We start from the raw sequence: 17,499 nt of genomic DNA, 5'->3' as shown, positions 1-17,499 counted from the left end.
CCTCACACCCCCCGCACCCCCACCCCGCGCGCCTTCATCACCTCGCCCACGCCCCACACCATCGCGTCGGCGCGATCGGGCGATTTTCCCGGGCCCTCGTACGCGCCGCCGGCGATCAGGCCCAGCAGCTGGGCCTCGAGCTCGGGCATGCGGCCGTGGAGGCGGACCTTGCCGGCTTCGAAGAGGTGCGCGACCGGCTCGGCGCGCAAGGTCTTGCCCTGGCGGGCGTTGACCAGGCGGACCTGGAGATCGGGGCCGGCGGCGAGGAGGACCGCCTTCACCATCCTGCCGCCCTGATTGGCCTCCGCCACCACCTCGTGCGTGCCGTGCGCGGCCGCCGCCGCGGCGACCGCCGCCGCCCAGCCCTCGGGCGAGCGCGCGGCGACGCTGTGGTCGGCGAGGACATGGGCGATGCCGCTCGCGTCGCGCGCGCAGGCGATGATGCCGCAGGTGCCGTCGCCGGCGGGCGGGTCGACGGCGATGAGGGTTCTTTGCATGGCTTCCATGGAGGGGGAGTCGCCGCGGGCTGGCGGCGCGGGCGTTTCGGCAAGCGGCGTCGCCCGGGGCGAATACCCCTCCACCGCTTCGCGGTCCCCCTCCCCCTCGGGGGGAGGAATTTGGGGGGCCGTGTCGGGGGAGCCGCCTGGGGCTGGGCCCCCTCCGTCAGCGCTGCGCGCTGCCACCTCCCCGTGGCGGGAAGGAGTCTGGGGGGAGTCACTCGGGCCGGCGCCCTCCGGCGCCCGCCCGCAGGCGGGCGGGGGCTTGATGCGGCTGCGTTCGATCAGCTCGACGGTCCACAGCGCGCCGGCGGCATCGGGGAGGAGCTCGCCTTCGAGCTCCTGGCGGCCGAGGCGGGTGCCGGCGTAGAGGGCTTCGACGCGGGCCTTGTACGCCGCCGAGATGTGCGGATTGGCGCGGGTGGCGCCGCTGGTCACCACCGTGCCGGGATCGGCCATGATCGCGCTCAGCACCGTGCCGGCACGCGGCGTGGTGGTGACGAGCGCGCGCGGGCGCTCGCCGAGGCGCAGGCCGAGCTGGAGCATGTCCCAGGTCTCCTGCGGCCGCGCCCATTTGGCGAGCTCGTCGCACCAGGCGACATGATGCTCGGGGCCGCGCAGCCGCTCGGGCGAGGCGCCGGAGAAGAGCACCGCCTCCGCCCCGGTGCGGAAGCGCAGGCGGTGGAAGCTCGGCGTCCAGTCGCGGATCCAGGCGTCGGCGACCTCGAGCAGGCCGCTCTTGCCCTCGACCATCACGCGGCGCGCGTCCTCCATCGTGGCGCCGACCAGCGCGATGCGCAGCGGCTGGGCGGCGCCCTGGTTCGCGGCGACGAGCGCGGTGATCCATTGCGCGCCGGCGAGCGTCTTGCCGAAGCCGCGGCCGGCTTTCAGCACCCAGGTGTGCCAGTCGCCGGGCGGAGCGAGCTGGCCGGCATGCGCCCATTGCGGCCAGGCGCGGTCGAGCGCGTCGCGCTCCGCCTCGCCGAGCAGCTCGACCGCGCGGCGGCGCAGGTGCGGCGCGAGGGTGAGGAGCCAGGGGACGAGCGCGGTGTCGCGGGGGAGCAGCTGTCCCCCGGCGCGCAGCTTCTGGCGGCGGGTCGGCGCGGGCTTACGAGGCACGCCCGGCTTCCTCGCGGCGGCGCTGGGCCTCGATCGCCTCGAGCTTCAAGAGGATCGAGTCGCGCATCTCCTCCAGCGTGCGCGGGCGGCCGCGCCAGCCCTGGCGGCGGCCCTCGCCCTTCACATTGTTGCGGTGCTGGCCGAGGACCGAGATGGCGTCGCGCACGGTCATGTCGGGGATCGGCGTGGCGGTGTCGGGGACGTGGCCCTCGAGCGTTTCGGTGGCGCGGCGGACGAGCAGCTCCTCGATCCGGGCATAGCCCTGGTCGAGCGCGAGCTGCCAGCGTTCGGCGAAGCCGGGGTCGCGGCGGCGGCGCTGGTAGAGCGCGGCGCCGCTGAAGCCGGCGGCGGCCGCCGCGGCGGTGACGTTGCAGCTGGCGGCGAGGTGATCGAGGAACTTCGCCTCGGCCTCGTCGCTCCAGCGGTGGCCGGCGGTGCGGACGATCTGGGGGCCGTCCTTGCCGTGCGCCCGGGCGGTGGCGCCCGCGGGCTTGGCCGCGCGCTTGTGTGTCTTGACCATATGCTGCTCCCGATGTTCCTGCAATGTTCCATATATGCACGGAAATGTCAATAGGTTTGAACCTATCTGGTTCGCTGCCATGGTCGGGGGAAGTCAGGTTGCAGTCGGGCGATTGCGGGGATATTCATATGATGACTTATCATATGACGGATCAGGAGATGGGGATGCTCGGGCGGACGATGGCGATCGCGGCGGCGTTGGTGGCGACGGGTGCGGCGGCGCAGAATTACGGACTCGACCGCCGCGACGCGAGCTTTCGCGAGAAGCTGACGGTGATCGAGGAAGCGCAGGCGCCGGTGATCGGTCCGGACAGCGACCAGCTCGGCGACAACAAGTCGGGCTTCGAGACCGGCATGACGCTCAAGATCGACGGCACCTACCACCTGTTCATCTCGGAGATGTTCGGGCGGCCGCATCTCGACCTGCGTATCGCGCACTGGACCAGCCCGGATGCGGTCAACTGGACGCGGCGGGGCACGGTGGTCGACAGCGTGCCCGGCCGGTCGCACCTCAACCACCGCTCGGAGGTGTGGCTGCAGGGGGTGATCTTCGACGAGAAGAGCGACCGCTGGAACCTGTTCTACATCGCCTATCGCGGCGGCAATCGCGAGAAGGGCGAGGCGCTCAACCTCGACTATGAGGGCATCGCGGTGCGCGCGGTGTCGCAGACGCCCGGGCGGAAGGGCATCGGCGGCCCCTACAAGGACGCGAGCGTGTCGATGGCGCCGGGCGGCAAGGACGCGGCGCTATGGGAGGGGCAGCAGGGGCTCGACAGCTTCTTCCCCTACAAGATCGGCAACAACAAATGGGCCGCGCTGCACGGCAGCCACAATCATTTCCCGGTCTCGCCCTGGTATGTCGGCGTCGCGACCGGCGACAGCCTGACCTCGACCAGATGGACTCGCGTGCCGAGCGAGCAGCCTTCGCCGATCGAGAGCCTGTTCATCGAGAACCCGATCGTCGAGAAGCTGCCCAACGGCCGTTACATGGCGCTCTACGATTCCAACCACTTCACGCCGGTCCAGCCCGACCTGCCGGCGCGGCCCAACAATTCGGTGAGCTACAGCGTATCCGCCGACGGGATCCGCTGGCACCAGGGGCGCTCGCTGATCGTGCAGAGCGACGCCAACAACTGGGCGTCGGACATCCGCACGCCGCTGGGGCTGGTGGCGGAGGGGAACGGGATCTACACGATCCTCTATACCGGGCGGATGAAGGACAAGCCGTTCTGGGCGATCGGGAAGGTCAAGGTGAAGCTCAGCGAGTGAGCGGCTATTCCAGCGTATCTCCGTAGCGGCGGATCGCGATCACCGCGAAGACGCCGCCGAGCACGGCGAGGATGAGGAGCTGGGGCAGCGCCTCGCCCGCCTGCCAGCCCTTGAGCATCACCCCGCGCACCACGCGCAGGAAATGGGTGACGGGCAGCAGCTCGCCGAGCCACTGCGCCCAGCGCGGCATGCCGGCATAGGGGAAGGCGAAACCCGAGAGCAGGATCGAGGGCAGGATGTAGAAGAAGCTCATCTGCATCGCCTGCATCTGGGTCTTGGCGAAGGTCGAGAGGGTGAAGCCGAGCAGCAGGCTCACCGTGATGAAGACGAGGGTCGCCAGCGCGAGCAGCCACGCGGCGCCGGCGAAGGGCACGGAGAAGATCAGGCCCGCCAGCACCACGATGATCACCGTCTGCGCCGCGCCGATCAGCACATAGGGCAGGATCTTGCCCGCCATCACCTCCATCGGGCGCAGCGGCATGGCGAGGAGGTTCTCCATCGTCCCGCGCTCGCGCTCGCGCGCGACGGCGATCGAAGTCATCATCACCATCGTCATCGACAGCACCACGGCGAGCAGGCCCGGGACGATGTTGTGGCTGGTGATCCCCTCGGGATTGTAGCGGCGCTGGATCACGACCTCGACCGGCGAGGGCATCGCGGCGCGCGCCGCGAGCGGCCCGATCAAGTCGTGGCGCAGGCCCGAGAGCACCGCCTGCTCGACCGCGAAAGTGGCGTTGCCGGTGGCGGCGGGATCGGTCGCGTCGGCGAGGACGAGGAGCTGCGGCCGCTCGCCGCGGACGAGATCGCGGGTGAAGTTGGTCGGCACGACGATGAGGAACTGGACCGAGCCGCGGCGCAGCATCGCCTCGCCCTCGCCCGGCTTCGTCACCGGGACGAGCTCGAAATAGGAGCTGGCGCGCAGCGAATTCTCGACGGTGCGGGTGACCGACGAATGGTCGTTCATCTCGAGGGCGGCGCGCAGGTGGCGCGGATCGTTGTTGATCGCGAAGCCGAACAGGATGAGCTGGACCAAAGGCAGCCCGACGACCATGCCGAAGGTCAGCGGATCGCGGCGGAGCTGATGCACCTCCTTGACGAGGACGGCCCAGATGCGGCGCCAGGCGAGGACGAGCCCCTGGGTCATGCGCGCGGCTCCGTGCTGTTGTCGCGAGTACTGTTATCTGGGGCGCCGCGCATCAGGTGGATGAACACGTCCTCCAGCGTCGGATCGGTCTCGCGCCAGTTGATCTGCGGCGCGACGTCGGCGACCGCGGCGCGCAACGCGGCCATGTCGCGGCCGCAGACATGGAGGGTGGGGCCGAAGGCCGCGGCCATGTCGACCCCGGGCTTGTTCTCGAGCTGCGGGGCAAGGCGGTCGGCACCCGGCCCCTCCCCCGCCAGCGCAACCAGGCCCGAGCCGGCGACGATCTCCTCCGCCGTGCCGCGCGCGAGCAGCACGCCATAGGCGATGTACGCGATGTCGTGGCAGCGCTCGGCCTCGTCCATATAATGGGTCGAGACCAGCACGGTGGTGCCCTCGGCCGAGAGCATATGGACCTGGTCCCAGAATTCGCGGCGGGCGAGCGGGTCGACGCCGGCGGTGGGTTCGTCGAGCAGCAGGATCTCGGGATCGTGGAGCACGCAGGCGGCGAGCGCGAGGCGCTGTTTCCACCCGCCCGACAGCGTGCCGGCGAGCTGGCCGGCGCGAGTCTCGAGCCCGAGCCGCTCGAGCGCGGCGGTGACGCGGGCGTCCTTGTCGTCAAGGCCATAGGCGTCGGCGACGAAGGCGAGATTCTCGCGGATCGTCAGGTCCTCGAACAGCCCGAAGCGCTGGGTCATGTAGCCGATCTTGAGCTTGATCAGCTCGCGCTGGGTGCGCAGGTCGAGCCCGAGCACCGTGCCCTCGCCGCCATCGGGAATGAGCAGGCCGCAGATCATGCGCAGCGTGGTGGTCTTGCCCGAGCCGTTGGGGCCGAGGAATCCGCAGATACGGCCGCGCGCGACCTCGAGGCTGAACTTGTCGACCACCGTGCGGTTGCCGAACTTCTTGGTCAGCCCGTTGACGTCGATCGCGGGCGCGTCGCTCATCGCGGATGGACCTCGACCGGCAGGCCGGGGCGCAGCCGCTCGACGCCGGCATCGGGATAGGCCTCGACCAGGAAGACGAGCTTGGCCCGGGCGCGCTCGGAGTAGATCACCGGCGGGGTGAACTCGGCCTGAGGCGCGACGTAGCGAACCGTGGCGACGACCGGATCGCCGCAGCCATCGCAGCCGACGCGCACCTTCGATCCCGGCTTCAGCGCTGAAATCGCCGCCTGCGGCGCGTAGAAGCGGATCTTGACCCGGCCGGGCGGGAGCAGGCGCACGACCGGCGTGTTGGCAGGCACCCACTCGCCGGGGTTGAAATAGGTCTGCTCGACCAGCGCGGCGATCGGCGCGGCGGGCGCGATTTCCGCGCCGCGCCGCCGCTGCGCCGCGATCGCGGCCTCGGCCGCGGTGATCTGCGCATCGGCAGCGGCGATCTGGTCGGTGCGGCCGGCGAGCTCGCCCGAGGCCTCGCTCGCCTGCGCCTGGCTGAGCGACGCGCGGGCGCTCTCGGCAGCGGCACGCGCGGCATCGAGCTGCACCTTGGTCGCGAAGCCGCGCTGGGCGAGCGTCGCGATCCGCTGATAGTCGCGCGCGGTGCGCGTCACTTCGGCGCGCGCCGCCGCCTGCTGGGCGCGGGCGATGTCGAGCTCGGCGGGCCGCTGGCGGGCCTTGGTCAGGTCGTCGCGCTGGGCGCGCGCGGTGGCGAGCTGGGCCTCGAGCCGGCGCAGCTCGGCCGCGGTCGTCTCCGGGTTGAGCGCGAACAGCGCCTGCCCCGCCGCCACCTGCCCGCCGCGCTGGACGTTGAGCGAGGCGAGCTGCCCGGAGACCGGCGCCGCGACCTCGATCGCCTCGCCCTCGACATAGCCGAGCCACGGTTCGGGTCCGTCGTCGCGGCCGAAGGCGAACCAGATCAGGCCGGCGAGCACCGCCAGGCCGATCACCACCAGGGGCAATATCCGTTTCATTCGCGCACTCCCGCGAGAAGCCCGTTCAGCACGACATCGAGATGCGACTCGGCGAGCGCCTCCATCTCCACCGGCTCGGCGCCCACCGGCTCGAACACCGTCTTCCACAACGCGCCGAGCAGCAATGCACCGGCCACGCTGCGCGCCGCGAGATGCGGATCGACCTGGCGGAATTCCCCCGACGCGACGCCCCGCGCGACGATGTTCTCCACCAGCGTCAGGATGCGGCTGACCGCGCGATCGTGGTAGGTCCGCGCCATCTCCGGGAAATTGCCGCCCTCCCCGATCACCAGGCGGGGCAGGAAGGCGATCTCGGGCTGGGCGAGCTGGCCCGCCCCGAACCGCACCAGCGCCGCGAGCTGCGCGGCGGGCGGCGCCGACTCCATCTCGGGCGGCAACGCCGCGGGCAGCCGCGTCGCCAGCATCCAGTCGACCAGCTCGCGGAACAGCGCCGCCTTGTCGGCGAACTGGAGATAGAGCGTCGCCTTCGAGATGCCGACTCGCGCCGCCACGTCCTCCATCCGCGTCCCGGCATAGCCGCGCGCGGCGAACTCGGTCCGCGCGGCGGTGAGGATCGATTCGCGGCGGTCAGGCGGGGTGCGACGGGGCATGAGTTATAAATAACTGACGCGTCAGTTATTGAAAAGCCCCTATCTGAGTTGCCGCGTCGTTCAGCAGCTTTACCTTTCGGCCATCGTCCGTTTTCCCCGGCCGCCGCCGCGCCGGCGTCTTCCCGGCCGGACTTGCGCCGCGGCGCGCGGGCGAACGGAAGACAAGCATCTGGATTCAGGCCCGAAAGCGGGGTGACCAGCCATTCTCCTGGCGCGCGAGGCGTCCGGCGGCGCGTGCATCCGTCGGGCTTTCCACACCCTTCGGCCTGGTAAACCGCGCATCAACCACGTCTTTACGTGCTTCGGTATAGACCTGTGGACCACAGGGGATTCACACGCGCCGGAGCGGCCGGCGCGCAAGGAGCGTGGGGACCTATGGCGGTAGAGTCGGTGCAGACGGCGGGACTTGGCGGAGCTTCGGGCACGTTGACGGCACTGGTTGCCGCCGACGGCAGCGCGAGCCATCGCTTCCTCGCGCGCCTCACCACGGGCATCGCGCCGATGCGCGACCTGGCCGACGCGGTGCACCAGTTCTGCCTGCTCCATGCCCGCCATCCCGACGTGATCGAACAGGCGCTCGGCCATTCCGACGAGGGCGCGACGGCGGCGTGGATGGCCGAGGCTGCGGCGGGCTTCGCCGCCGAGCGCGCCTATATCGTCCGTCTCGTCGCCGCAGCCGGGCCGCTGCCGAGCACGCCCGGCCAGGCCCAGTCCGAAGCGGCGATCGCCGCGCAGCGCCATGCGCTCGACATGCTCGCCCAGTCCGACCGCACCGGCTGCGCCGACGGCACGGTGCTCGCGCTGGTGCTCGACTGGCCCGCGATCCGCGCGCTGCTCGACATCGCCGGCGAGCGGCTGGGGATCGACCCGCCCGCCTCCGCCCTGCCCCCGCCGTTCGAGACCGCGACGGTGATCGACGCGCTGGCGGCGACGCTGCCGGTCGAGCGCGCGATGCTGTTCGGCGCGCAGCAGATGCTGGCTCAGCATCGCGGCCTGTGGGACGTGCTCGAAGCGCGCGCTTCCGCCCGCGACGCGCACTGACCTTATCGGCTGAGCAGGCGGGGCGCGATCGCCGCGCCCCGCCCTTCATGAATCAGCCCCGGCGCGGACTGCAGCTCGAGACCTTCTTCTCGTCGGCCTCGGTGCCGCCGACCTTGCCCTCGAGCAGCGTGCCGTCCTCGCCCTGGGTCGCCCACACCAGGGTCTTGCCGGCCGAGCGCCCCTGGTCGGTCGCGTATTTGGCGCCGCTCGCCGCCGGGACGCCGGTCAGGTCGTAGCTCTTGTCGCCGATCGTCAGCCGCGCCTTCGCCGGCGCCGTGCTGTTGTCATAGGTCGCGCTGAGCAGCAGCGCGGGCATGCAGTCATAGGCCACGGTCTGCGGCGCCGCGGCCGGCGCCGCCGCGGTCTCGTTGACGGCGGTGGTGTTCTCGGCCGTCCCGTTGGCCGGTGCGGTCGCCGGCTTCTGGCCGCATGCGCCCAGAAGCGCGAGACCCAGAAGCGGCGAGCTCAGAAGCAGGGATCGAGTAGACAGTTTCGGCATCGAACTTCCTCTCTCTGCATGCGCGGCGTCGAGTCGAACCGCGCGCGAACTGTATGAAAGCGCATGATGACAGGCAAACTGCTTGCGTCGTCCCTCGCAACCCCGCTACCGCCATACCCGATCTTCCAACCGGAGACCGGAATGCGCTTCGAAGGCACGCAAAGTTACGTCGCGACCGAGGACCTCAAGGTCGCGGTCAACGCCGCGGTCACGCTGCGCCGCCCGCTGCTGGTCAAGGGCGAGCCGGGGACGGGCAAGACGGTGCTGGCCTATGAGATCGCCAAGGCGGTCGGCGCGCCGCTGATCGAGTGGAACGTCAAGTCGACGACCAAGGCGCATCAGGGCCTGTACGAATATGACGCGGTCGCCCGGCTGCGCGACGGCCAGCTCGGCGACGCGCGCGTCCACGACATCGCCAACTATATCCGCCGCGGCAAATTGTGGGAGGCGTTCACCTCCCCCACCCTGCCCGTGCTGCTGATCGACGAGATCGACAAGGCCGATATCGAGTTCCCCAACGACCTGCTCCAGGAACTCGACCGGATGGAATTCCATGTCTACGAGACCGGGGAGACGGTACGCGCCGCCGAGCGTCCGATCGTGGTGATCACCAGCAACAACGAGAAGGAACTGCCCGACGCGTTCCTGCGGCGCTGCTTCTTCCACTATATCAAATTCCCCGACCGCGAGACGATGCAGGCAATCGTCGACGTCCACTTCCCCGGCATCCAGAAGCTGCTGGTGAGCAAGGCGATGGACATCTTCTACGACATCCGCGAGGTGCCGGGGCTCAAGAAGAAGCCGAGCACGAGCGAGCTGCTCGACTGGCTCAAGCTGCTGCTGCACGAGGACATGCCGCTCGACGTGCTCCAGTCGCGCGACCCGAGCAAGGCGATCCCGCCCTTGCACGGCGCGCTGCTCAAGAACGAGCAGGACGTGATGCTGTTCGAGCGGCTGGCATTCATGGCGAGAAGGCAGGCGAAGTAGCGCCGCGGATGAGCGAGAGCGCCGGCGCCACCCGTTTCGCCCGCATCCGCGCGCGGCTGGAGGCGGCGCAGCCCACTTCGGGCTGGCAGGGCGCGCTCTACGAGTTCCTGCTGTTCGGGTTCAAGCAGGGCTGGGCGTGCCTGTTCGGGGCGCTGATGCTCGCGCTGCTGCTGGGCACGCATCTGTTCTACCCCGCCGATGCGCCGCTCGCCCGCTATGATTTCCTGACGATCGGAGCGGTGGCGATCCAGCTCGGCATGCTCGCCTTCCGGCTGGAGAGCTGGAACGAGGCCAAGGTGATCCTCGCCTTCCACCTCGTCGGGACGGTGATGGAGCTGTTCAAGACCGCGCACGGCTCGTGGCTCTATCCCGAGCCGAGCCTGTTGCGGATCGGCGACGTCCCGCTGTTCTCGGGGTTCATGTATGCGGCGGTGGGCAGCTATATCGCGCGCGTCTGGCGCATCTTCCACTTCCGTTTCGAGCATTATCCGCCGCGCTGGACGACCTGGACGCTGGCGGCGGCGATCTATGTCAACTTCTTCGCGCACCACTGGCTGCCCGACGTGCGGCTGGCGCTGTTCGCGGCGACCGGCCTGCTGTTCTGGCGGACGAAGATCTGGTTCACGCCGTTCCGCACCGAGCGCTGGATGCCGCTGCTGGTCGGCTGGCTGCTGGTCGCTTTGTTCATCTGGTTCGCGGAGAATATCGGCACCTTCTCACGCGCCTGGCTCTATCCAGGGCAGGAGAATGGCTGGGCGATGGTCCACCCGGGCAAGCTCGGGGCGTGGTATCTGCTGATGATCATCTCGTTCGTGCTGGTGTCGCTGGTGCGCCACGAGCGGGCGGAGGACTAGTCCGCGACCCTGACCACCAGCTTGCCGATCGCCCCGCGGCCGGCGAGCCTGGCGATCGCCTTGCCGCCATCCGCGAACGCGAAGGTCTCGCTGACATGGGGATTGATCCTGCCCTCCTCCCACAGGCGGAAGAGATGCTCGACATGCGCGGCGTTGGCCTTGGGGTCGCGCGCGGCGAAGGCGCCCCAGAACACGCCGCACACGTCGCAGCTCTTGAGCAGGGTGAGATTGAGCGGCAGCCTGGGGATGCCCGCGGGGAAGCCGACGACGAGGTAGCGCCCTTCCCAGCCGATCGAGCGCAGCGCGGGCTCGGCATAGTCGCCGCCGACGGGATCGTAGATCACCTGCGCGCCATCGGGGCCGACCGCGGCCTTGAACTGCTCGGCGAGCGCCCTGGACTGGTCCTTGTCGAACGGCGCGCGGGGGTAGACCAGGGTCTCGTCGGCGCCGGCGGCTCTCGCGGCGGCCGCCTTCTCCTCGCTCGACACCGCGGCGACGACGCGCGCGCCGAACGCCTTGCCGAGCTCGATCGCGGAGAGGCCGATGCCGCCCGCCGCGCCGAGGATCAGCAGCGTGTCGCCTTGCTTGAGATGCCCGCGGTCGAGCAGCGCATGGATGCTCGTGCCATAGGTCATCAGCAGCGAGGCGCCCTGCTCGAAGCTCTTGCCATCGGGCAGCGGGTAGAGGCGGCGGCGGTCGATCGCGGCCTTCTCGGCGAGGCCGTTCCAGCCGGTCGAGCCGAGCACGCGGTCGCCGGGCGAAAGGTCGGTGACGCCCTCGCCCACCGCTTCGACGACGCCGGCGATCTCCCCGCCGGGGGCGAAGGGGCGCGGCGGCTTGAACTGGTATTTGTCCTCGATGATCAGGACGTCGGGATAGTTGATCGCGCAGGCCTTGATCGCGACCACCACCTCGCCCGGCCTGGCCACCGGGTCGGGCAGCTCACCCAGCGTTAGAGTTTCAGGTCCGCCGACTTCATTCGACAGCAACGCCCGCATCAGCTCTCTCCCGTGCGATCCACGGGCGCTGCTCGGCGACCGTCGACTCGTATTTCGAAATCGCGGTATCCTTTGCCAGCGTCAGGCCGACCTCGTCCAGCCCCTGCATCAGGCAATCGCGGCGGAACGGGTCCATCTCGAAGGGGAAGCGGTCCTGATAGGGGGTGGTGACGGTCATCGTCTCGAGGTCGATCGTCACGGGATCGGTCCGGGCGACCTCCACCAGCCGGTCGATCGCCGCCTGCGGCAGCACCACGGCGACGATGCCGTTCTTGAAGGCGTTGCCCGAGAAGATGTCCGAATAGCTCGGCGCGATCACCGCGGTGATGCCCATGTCCTTGAGCGCCCAGGCGGCATGCTCGCGGCTCGACCCGCAGCCGAAATTCTCGCCCGCGATCAGGATCGGCGAGCCGGCATAGCGCTCGTCGTCGAAGATGTTGCCGGGTTCGGCGCGCACGCTCTCGAACGCGCCCTTGCCGAGCCCCTCGCGGCTGATCGTCTTGAGCCAGTGCGCGGGGATGATGATGTCGGTGTCGATGTTCTTGGCGCCCCAGGGATAGGCGCGCCCCTCGACCTTCTTGACCGGTTCCATCACTCGGCCGCCTTCGGGAAGGCGGGCAGTAGCGCGAGGTCGCGCGCGTCGTGCTGGATGATGACCTTGGCTTTCAGCACCTTTGCAATCTCCTCGAACCGGTCGTGCGACGCCAATGTCTCGGCCCGGCTGGTGTTGAACTTGGGAACGCCGCGCCGCGCGCGGTTCTCGCGGAAATGATATTCGTCGCCGCTGAGCAGGACCGCGCCGGTGCGCGGCAGCTTCACGAGCAGCGCGGTGTGGCCGGGCGTGTGGCCGGGCATCGCCAGCATCTGCACCGAGCCGTCGCCGAACACGTCGAGATCGCCCGGCACCGCTTGCACCTTGCCCTTGCCGCTGCGCCAGTGCGCGAGCGGCGCGGCGCGCGGATGGTTGTCCTTGAGCGCCCTGAGCGCCTCCCAGTCGCGTGCGCCGATCAGCAGCTCGGCATCAGGGAAGTCACGTGCCCCGCCCGTGTGATCGGCATGATAATGGCTGATGCCGACATAGGTGACCGCGGCGGGTGCGAGACCGAGCGCCTTGAGGCGATCGGGGATGGTCGTGGCGAGGGCCTGCTCGGGCGTCGGCTTGCCGATCAGGTCGGGGGTCAGGCCCGTATCCCACAGCAGCACGCCCTTGGGATGGCGGATCAGGAAGCAGCCGGCGACGAATTCGCGCTTCTGTCCCTCGAAGGCAAAGGCGTCGTTGTACCAGCTCAGATCCTCCTGCAGCTTGCCGCATTCGAAGGCGTAGAGCTGGATCGCGGGCGCAGGCGGCGCGGCCTGCCCGGTCAGGGCCAAGGCGGCAGTCGCGGCGAACAGGGCTTTCAGCATGACGGTTCTCCCGGACGGCGCATCGCATCGATACGCCGCGTCGGTACACGAACCAAATCGCGGCCGGCAACGCGCCGGCGCGCGCGGATCAGCGGCGCGCCGCGTCCTTCGCGGTCGCCGGCTTCACGCCTGCCGGCTCGCTCGCCTGGACGTTCGCGGCGGCATAGACCGCCGCGGCTCCGCTCAACGCCGTACCCGCCACCAGCAACACCAATACGCGCTTCACTGGTCATCCCCCTACAAGGTCACGCACGTCCGTGAGCCTTCCCGTCACCGCTGCCGCCGCCGCCATGGCGGGCGAAACCAGATGGGTTCGGGCCCCCGGACCCTGCCTCCCTACAAAATTCCGATTCGAAGTGGAAGCGCAGCGTTCGCCGGCGGGCACCTTGTCCGGGTTCATCGCCAGGCACATCGAGCAGCCCGGCTCGCGCCATTCGAAGCCGGCCTCGATGAAGATGCGGTCGAGCCCCTCGGCCTCGGCCTGGCGCTTGACCAGGCCCGAGCCGGGCACGATCAGGGCCTGGCGGATGCCGCCGGCGACGTGACGGCCCTTCACCACGTCCGCAGCGGCGCGCAGGTCCTCGATGCGGCTGTTGGTGCAGCTGCCGATGAAGATGTTCTCGACCGCGATGTCCTGCATCCGCGTGCCGGGCTTCAGGCCCATATAGTCGAGCGACTTCTGCGCCGCGACGCGCTTCGCGGGATCGGCGAAGCTCTCGGGATCGGGGACGACGCCGGTGATCGGCACGACATCCTCGGGACTGGTGCCCCAGGTGAGCGAGGGCGCGATGTCGCTGCCGTTCAGGGTGACGACGCGGTCATAGACGGCGCCCGGGTCGGTCGGCAGCGTCTTCCACCACGCCACCGCCTGCTCCCATTGCTCGCCACTGGGCGCCATCGGGCGGCCCTTGAGGTAGGCGAAGGTCTTCTCGTCGGGCGCGATCAGGCCCGAGCGTGCGCCGCCCTCGATCGACATGTTGCTGACGGTCAGCCGCCCCTCGATCGACAGCGCGCGGATCACCTCGCCGGTGTACTCGACGACATAGCCGGTGCCGCCCGCCGCCCCGGTCTTGCCGATGATCGCGAGCACCACGTCCTTGGCCGAGACGCCGAAGCCGAGCGTCCCGTCGACGCGGATCTCCATCGTCTTCGACTGGGCGAGCAGCAGCGTCTGGGTGGCGAGGACGTGCTCGACCTCGCTGGTGCCGATGCCGAACGCCAGCGCGCCCAGCGCGCCATGCGCCGAGGTGTGGCTGTCGCCGCACACCAGCGTGGTGCCGGGTAGCGTGAAGCCCTGTTCGGGCCCGACGACATGGACGATGCCCTGCTCGGCCGCAGTCGCGCCGAAATAGTCGATGCCGAACTCGGCGACGTTGCGCTCGAGCGCGGCGAGCTGCTGCGCGCTCTCCGGATCGGCGATCGGCAGGCGGTTGCCCGCGGCGTCGACACGGGGCGTGGTCGGCAGATTGTGGTCGGGCACGGCGAGCGTGAGGTCGGGCCGCCGCACGCGCCGGCCATTGGCGCGAAGCCCCTCGAACGCCTGGGGGCTGGTGACTTCGTGGACGAGGTGGCGGTCGATATAGATGAGGCACGTGCCGTCGTCGCGGCGCTCGACGACATGCGCGGCCCAGATCTTCTCGTACAGGGTGAGCGGTTTACTGGCCATGACGGGGCCCACTTACGCCTTTGTTGCGCCGGAGCAAGCGCAGGCGGCATTTTCGTGCGTGAAGCTGGAGTTGGGGGCCCCCTCGTCCGGGAGGGTGCTTGCCCGGACTGTATTATTAGGATAATACAGTCGATATGAGCATCCTCGCGAACATGACGTCCGCCCTCCTCCTATTGGCGGCCTCTGCGCCGCCCGCGGACGATGGCGTTCTGGCAGCCGATGGCGCCTTCTGGCGCGCCTTCAACGAATGCGACGCCGACGCGATGGGCAAGCTGCTCGCCGACGACATCGAATTCTACCACGACAAGACCGGCTTGACGCAAGGCCGGCGCGCCGTGGTGCGCTCGCTCATGAAAGGGCCGTGCGGCACGGCGGGACTGCATGTGCGGCGGGAAGTGGTAGCCGATGGCGTGGCGGTCGATCCGGTACCGGGTCATGGCGCGATCGTGACAGGCGTGCATCGGTTCTACGCAAAGCAGGGCGACGCGGCCGAGCGACTGGACGGTGACGCGCGGTTCGCGGTGGTGTGGCGCAAGGCGGGTGCGCGGTGGGAAATGCGCCGGGTGCTGAGCTACGCGCATCGCCCCGCCGGATGAACCGGCGCCGGCGCGTCAGCCGTCCGATGCCGCCTCGAACACCGCCAGCTGGGCGGCGAAGGCGCGCTGATAGGCGGGCCGTGCTTCGGCGCGGGCGACATAGGCGGCGATGTCCGGATGGGCTTCGAGCAAGCCCGACCCTTCGAGCCGGCGCAGCACCGTCACCATCAGCAGATCGCCCGCGCTGAACGGGCCGTCGAGCCACTCGGCGTCGCCGAGATGGCGCGACAAGTCGCCGAGATAGCGCCGGATGCTCTTGTCGAGCGCTTGCAGGCGCTGCTCGAACCAGGGCTGGTCGCGCTCGAGGATGCGGGCCAGCGAACGCTCGAAGATCGGCGGCTCGACCGAGTTGAGCGCGGCGAACATCCACATGATCGCGCGCGCTCGGGCGTCGGGATCGCCGGGCAGCAGGCCCGGGTGGCGTTCGGCGATGTGGAGCACGATCGCGCCGGACTCGAACAAGGTGAGGCCGCCTTCCTCATAGGTCGGGATCTGCCCGAACGGATTGCGCGCGCGGTGCTCGGGCGCCTTCAGCGCGCGGAACGAGACGAGGCGCACGTCATAAGGCTGGCCCACCTCTTCGAGCGCCCAGCGCACACGCATGTCGCGCGCGAGGCCCTTGCCGCGATCCGGCGAGCTTTCGAAGGCAGTGATGATGGGCCTCATGCGGGGCTCCCAGATTGACCGGCCGATTCAGGGACGGAGGGGGACGGCGTCCCCCGCATCGGCCCAGCTTTCACGCCGCCCCAACCACGGGTTGAGGAACAGCGCGGGCAGCTTGAGGAAGAGCAGCTCGGAGTGGATGAAGCTGTCGATCCCCCGCTCCCACCAGCGCGGGTCACGCTTGCCATTGGCCTTGAGCCAGCCGTCATAGGGCGCCCAGTGGCTCGGCTCGTCGCGATGGATCACCTCGAAGATGCGGATCAGCGCGCGGTCGTGGCGCACCAGCGGGTGGCGCAGCAGGATCTCGACCTGGCGGAAGCCGCGCTGCTCGGTGAGCGAGATGACGCGGCAGAGCCGTTCGAACAGGTCGTCGCGGGCGATGATCGCCTGGGTATCGAGATCGTCGATCGTGGTGCGGAACATGATCTCGACGAAGCGGTCGATATGGCCGCAGGTGCGGTCGACCTTGAGCGGCATCTCGCCGCGCAGCTCGAACCAGCGCTTGAACATGACGTAATGCTTGTGCTCGTCGGCGCGGTGCTTCTCGATCGCGGCGATCAGCGCGTGGTCGTCGGGCGAGCGGGCGCGCACCGCCTCCAGCACGCGATCGATGCTCGTGTAGCCGCGATGCTCGTTATAGATGTATATCGAGCAGAGAAGGTCGAGATAGCGGCGGCGGAACCACGCGATCATGGACGAACGCTACGCCTGTCCCGGGCGGGCGGCAAGCGGCTCCGCTAGGCGACTTCCTTGGGCGAAACATAGTCCGCGTCGTGCGCGAACGGCAGCGGCGTGCCGTCGCGGAGCGCGGCGAGGATCTGCGCGAAGCCGGTGTCGAAGACGAAGCCGAGGTCGCGGGTGATGCGGCCGCTGTCATAGACCCGGCCGATGCGCCCGGGCAGCTCCCAGCCCCGCGCGGCGTAGAGATCGGGTGCCTCGGGGAAGTAGCGGGCGATCACCGCTGCGGCATCGTGCTTGAGTTCGGCCGCGTCGGTGCGGACGAAGGGCGTGGGTGCGGAGACGAGATAGGTGCCGAAGCCGATGCCGGGTGCCTTGTCGAGCGCGGCGAGGTGGGCGCGCGCAGCGTCCTCGACGGTCAGGCGGCGGTGGAGGAACTCGTTGGCCTTGAGGTTCTCGCCCGGCGGGTGGCTGTGGGTGTCGTCCTCCTCGGGGAAGAAACGGCCGGTGCGCAGGACGATGCTGCTCAGGCCATGCTCGGCATGGAACAGGCGGCAGAGCTGCTCGGCGGCGTATTTGGTGACGCCGTAGATGTTGCGCGGCTCGATCGGGCCGCTGTCCTCGTCGAGCCAGACCGCGGCGTCGTCCGCCTCGTCGCGGATCGCCTGGCTGATCATCAGCGAGGTGGTCGAGGTGAAGACGAAGCGGTCGTGGCCAGCACGGGCCGCGGCTTCGAGCAGGTTGAGCGTGCCGGTGACGTTGACGTCGACGAAGGTCTGCCTGGAGTAGCGGGCGATATCGGGCTTGTGCAGCGCGCCGCCGTGGATGACCGCCTCGATGCCGTGCTCGCCGAAGGTGCGCTCGATCAGCGCGGCATCGGCGACGGTGCCGATCACGCCGGTGTCGGCGCCCGGCGCGACATCGAGGCCGGTGACGATATGGCCGGCGTCACGCAGCAGGGGCGCGAGATAGCGGCCGAGCCAGCCGGAGGAGCCTGTCAGGAGAACGCGCATGGCGGCGCGATTAGCGCGGCGCGGCGCAGGAC

Annotated in this window: 20 protein-coding genes; 5 read left to right on the top strand and 15 right to left on the bottom strand. The window is 69.6% G+C overall.

Translation table 11 applies throughout. The features are described 5' to 3' along the window. Positions 1-2: 2 nt before the first annotated feature. Entirely contained in the window at positions 3-1,616 is a 1,614-nt protein-coding gene (locus ACO227_RS14560) for a terminase large subunit domain-containing protein (RefSeq protein ID WP_423602628.1), read from the bottom strand. Further along, entirely contained in the window at positions 1,606-2,136 is a 531-nt protein-coding gene (locus ACO227_RS14555) for a hypothetical protein (protein WP_423602626.1), read from the bottom strand. Before ACO227_RS14555 ends, ACO227_RS14560 begins: the two co-directional genes overlap by 11 nt. Before the next feature lie 128 nt (positions 2,137-2,264). Between ACO227_RS14555 and ACO227_RS14550 the strand changes: the two genes are divergently transcribed. Further along, positions 2,265-3,404, top strand: a complete 1,140-nt coding sequence (locus ACO227_RS14550; protein WP_423602625.1) for a hypothetical protein — start codon at positions 2,265-2,267, stop codon at positions 3,402-3,404. A 4-nt stretch (positions 3,405-3,408) separates the two neighbouring features. Here ACO227_RS14550 and ACO227_RS14545 read toward each other — a convergent pair whose 3' ends face one another. Genes ACO227_RS14545 through ACO227_RS14530 form a run of 4 tightly spaced genes read right to left on the bottom strand, consistent with a single transcriptional unit; the run spans position 3,409 to position 7,068 of the window. Next, the gene (locus ACO227_RS14545) at positions 3,409-4,548 is read right to left on the bottom strand and encodes an ABC transporter permease (protein ID WP_423602623.1); all 1,140 of its coding nucleotides are present in this window, start codon (positions 4,546-4,548) and stop codon (positions 3,409-3,411) included. Beyond that, positions 4,545-5,492 carry an ABC transporter ATP-binding protein gene (locus ACO227_RS14540; RefSeq protein ID WP_423602622.1) on the bottom strand — a complete coding sequence of 316 codons (948 nt, stop codon included), beginning with the start codon at positions 5,490-5,492 and terminating at the stop codon, positions 4,545-4,547. Before ACO227_RS14540 ends, ACO227_RS14545 begins: the two co-directional genes overlap by 4 nt. Then, positions 5,489-6,457, bottom strand: coding sequence for an HlyD family secretion protein (locus ACO227_RS14535; RefSeq protein WP_423602620.1), 969 nt, complete (start codon positions 6,455-6,457; stop codon positions 5,489-5,491). Before ACO227_RS14535 ends, ACO227_RS14540 begins: the two co-directional genes overlap by 4 nt. Continuing rightward, entirely contained in the window at positions 6,454-7,068 is a 615-nt protein-coding gene (locus ACO227_RS14530) for a TetR/AcrR family transcriptional regulator (RefSeq protein WP_423602618.1), read from the bottom strand. The genes ACO227_RS14535 and ACO227_RS14530 overlap by 4 nt, the downstream gene beginning before the upstream one ends. A 375-nt stretch (positions 7,069-7,443) precedes the next feature. Here ACO227_RS14530 and ACO227_RS14525 point away from each other — a divergent pair, with 375 nt between their 5' ends. Then, the gene (locus ACO227_RS14525; protein WP_423602617.1) at positions 7,444-8,109 is read left to right on the top strand and encodes a DUF6975 family protein; all 666 of its coding nucleotides are present in this window, start codon (positions 7,444-7,446) and stop codon (positions 8,107-8,109) included. Between the two features lie 52 nt (positions 8,110-8,161). Here the strand turns inward: ACO227_RS14525 and ACO227_RS14520 are convergent, their stop codons facing one another. After that, positions 8,162-8,608 (bottom strand): MliC family protein, encoded by a 447-nt coding sequence (locus ACO227_RS14520; RefSeq protein WP_423602616.1) that lies wholly within the window; start codon positions 8,606-8,608, stop codon positions 8,162-8,164. Between the two features lie 141 nt (positions 8,609-8,749). Between ACO227_RS14520 and ACO227_RS14515 the strand changes: the two genes are divergently transcribed. Both ACO227_RS14515 and ACO227_RS14510 read left to right on the top strand, forming a co-directional pair. Then, complete coding sequence (locus ACO227_RS14515; protein WP_423602614.1) at positions 8,750-9,595, top strand: AAA family ATPase; 846 nt, start codon at positions 8,750-8,752, stop codon at positions 9,593-9,595. 8 nt (positions 9,596-9,603) lie between these two features. Then, entirely contained in the window at positions 9,604-10,449 is an 846-nt protein-coding gene (locus tag ACO227_RS14510; protein ID WP_423602612.1) for a DUF817 domain-containing protein, read from the top strand. On the opposite strand, the gene ACO227_RS14505 is transcribed toward ACO227_RS14510, so the two are convergent. From ACO227_RS14505 to leuC, 5 genes are all read right to left on the bottom strand, one after another. Next, entirely contained in the window at positions 10,446-11,447 is a 1,002-nt protein-coding gene (locus ACO227_RS14505) for an NADPH:quinone oxidoreductase family protein (protein ID WP_423602610.1), read from the bottom strand. The two genes, ACO227_RS14510 and ACO227_RS14505, sit on opposite strands and share 4 nt — an antisense overlap. Continuing rightward, positions 11,425-12,039, bottom strand: a complete 615-nt coding sequence (leuD, locus tag ACO227_RS14500) for a 3-isopropylmalate dehydratase small subunit (RefSeq protein WP_423602609.1) — start codon at positions 12,037-12,039, stop codon at positions 11,425-11,427. Before leuD ends, ACO227_RS14505 begins: the two co-directional genes overlap by 23 nt. After that, positions 12,039-12,851, bottom strand: a complete 813-nt coding sequence (locus ACO227_RS14495; RefSeq protein WP_423602608.1) for an N-acyl homoserine lactonase family protein — start codon at positions 12,849-12,851, stop codon at positions 12,039-12,041. The genes leuD and ACO227_RS14495 overlap by 1 nt, the downstream gene beginning before the upstream one ends. A gap of 88 nt (positions 12,852-12,939) precedes the next feature. After that, positions 12,940-13,077 carry a hypothetical protein gene (locus ACO227_RS14490; protein ID WP_423602607.1) on the bottom strand — a complete coding sequence of 46 codons (138 nt, stop codon included), beginning with the start codon at positions 13,075-13,077 and terminating at the stop codon, positions 12,940-12,942. 3 nt (positions 13,078-13,080) lie between these two features. Continuing rightward, positions 13,081-14,517, bottom strand: a complete 1,437-nt coding sequence (leuC, locus tag ACO227_RS14485; RefSeq protein WP_423602606.1) for a 3-isopropylmalate dehydratase large subunit — start codon at positions 14,515-14,517, stop codon at positions 13,081-13,083. A gap of 134 nt (positions 14,518-14,651) precedes the next feature. Between leuC and ACO227_RS14480 the strand changes: the two genes are divergently transcribed. Then, complete coding sequence (locus ACO227_RS14480; protein WP_423602604.1) at positions 14,652-15,113, top strand: nuclear transport factor 2 family protein; 462 nt, start codon at positions 14,652-14,654, stop codon at positions 15,111-15,113. A gap of 15 nt (positions 15,114-15,128) precedes the next feature. On the opposite strand, the gene ACO227_RS14475 is transcribed toward ACO227_RS14480, so the two are convergent. Genes ACO227_RS14475 through ACO227_RS14465 form a run of 3 tightly spaced genes read right to left on the bottom strand, consistent with a single transcriptional unit; the run spans position 15,129 to position 17,467 of the window. Next, complete coding sequence (locus ACO227_RS14475) at positions 15,129-15,779, bottom strand: glutathione S-transferase family protein (protein WP_423602602.1); 651 nt, start codon at positions 15,777-15,779, stop codon at positions 15,129-15,131. A 27-nt stretch (positions 15,780-15,806) separates the two neighbouring features. After that, positions 15,807-16,469, bottom strand: coding sequence for a ferritin-like domain-containing protein (locus ACO227_RS14470; RefSeq protein WP_423602601.1), 663 nt, complete (start codon positions 16,467-16,469; stop codon positions 15,807-15,809). Between the two features lie 44 nt (positions 16,470-16,513). Then, a complete protein-coding gene (locus tag ACO227_RS14465) occupies positions 16,514-17,467 on the bottom strand; it encodes an NAD-dependent epimerase/dehydratase family protein (RefSeq protein WP_423602600.1) in 954 nt (317 codons plus the stop codon). Positions 17,468-17,499: the final 32 nt, after the last annotated feature.

This window comes from Sphingomonas sp. MS122 (assembly GCF_049532975.1).
Taxonomy (GTDB): Bacteria; Pseudomonadota; Alphaproteobacteria; order Sphingomonadales; family Sphingomonadaceae; genus Sphingomonas.
This window is presented reverse-complemented; position numbering and strand designations above follow the sequence as displayed.